Here is a 1,519-nt window from a genome sequence, read left to right on the forward strand (position 1 = left end):
GCACCGGGACTTGCCGCCGTACGGCACTGGAAAAGCCGGCCCGCCGTCGGCGTCCTCCGGCTGCTGCGATCTTAACGAGCAGCGCGCAGCCTCACTTCTCTCCGAGTCGCTTGGCTGGCCGTCGGGATGCAAGCATTTCATGAGCTTGCCATAAGTCGGGAACGTCATGAAGCCCTTCCGGCGACTTTCTCCCTCATACCATTTAGTCATTTCTTGCAGCGCGAGCCGCAGGTTGCGGTTCGTCCTCTTGAGGCGGGCCACCTCGCCGCGATCAATCGGCGCCGGTGCAGGCTTGGCCGCCATGGCGTTGGTCGCTGCATGCCGTTTATGCTCATCAGCAAGCGCAATCTTCAATGTCGCGTTCTCTTGCTGAAGGGTGGCAATCTCGATTGCCCTTCGCGCCTCGGCCAATTGCTTGGATTGTTCGGCGACGACGTTGCGCAGTCGTTCGATTTCCTCCTTCCGTTTGGTGCGCCATCGCGCCTGTCGCTCGGGATTGTCGAGACCCATGACGATCTCCCTCCGTTACGGGCTATGATGCGGCGCGAGCGTCAATTGAAAACCTCCCTAGGCGCCCCGCCGATCGGCGACTGGCCTCGACACCTTGCACGCTAGCGCTCGCTTGATCGCGGCGCGGTCGGGACCTCAGAGGTGTCAAGACGCGCGCGCGGGTGACGCGTCAGGAGCTAGAGCGTGTGCTGGTGGACCAACCGCTGAACGATCCTGCCGAGCGCGGCCGCAGCATGACGCCGCTGCTAACGGCCATAGCCATATTCATGTGGTAACTTGCCGGGGCATGATGGGACGATGCTTTAGCGATGCGCAGTCGCGTGATCATCGCAGCCGATTATCGGGATGTATTTGGCGAATGTTCGTGCGAGCTTCCTTCCGGCAGCGCTCATCCAGCTCTTCAACGGTGCGGATTTGCTCTGCGCGACGCGCCAGCTTTTCATAGTTTTCAGCCGTTTTGCGCAGCGCGGCTCTGGTTTGTTGGAATTGGCAATTGTCCGCCTTGGTGTGGAACTCTTCCGCTCGCGTCCACCAGTACTTTGGCGGGTGCAAGCGCTCAATAACCATGAACCCCTCCACGCAACCATCCCAGCACGCTCACAAAGGTAAGTAACGTTTGCGCGTTTGCCAAGTTCACCCGATGCCCTTCCCCAAGGGCAGTTGGCCCCAGCTCGCCCAAAGCCCCCTTACGAGCTGCGGTCCCTTTTTATCTGATTGGCACAACGTGCGACATTTATTAACGTATTTAATAGATCTAAGAAAAACATAAGGATATAATCGCTGACATAATGCTATGACGATACACTCGCTTAAGTTGTCGCCCCCGGAGCCGCGCAGGGAGAAGAACGATGAAGATCGCCCAACGCGTTTTAACCGCCGCAGCTTTCGTTCTCACTTTGGCGTTGTCCGCGCCACCAGCATCCGCCTGCAATGGCAACGGAAACTGTGAGAACGCTCCCGGCCACCTCAAAAAAGGCGGTGATGCGCACGGAGCCCCCGGGCCTATTGC

2 protein-coding genes are annotated in these 1,519 nt (G+C 58.9%); both read right to left on the minus strand.

The window, feature by feature from the left end:
- Positions 1-510: hypothetical protein (locus SO140_RS45825; protein ID WP_498544183.1), on the minus strand; the 510-nt coding region annotated here is incomplete at its 3' end.
- A 324-nt stretch (positions 511-834) separates the two neighbouring features.
- A complete protein-coding gene (locus SO140_RS45830) occupies positions 835-1,077 on the minus strand; it encodes a hypothetical protein (protein ID WP_474804878.1) in 243 nt (80 codons plus the stop codon).
- Positions 1,078-1,519 lie beyond the last annotated feature (442 nt).

This window comes from Bradyrhizobium sp. UFLA05-108 (genome assembly GCF_059803455.1).

Coding starts and splice junctions, on each gene's coding strand:
- SO140_RS45830 (WP_474804878.1), bottom strand. CDS start 1,077: ATGGTTATTGAGCGCTTGCACCCGCCAAAGTACTGGTGGACGCGAGCG.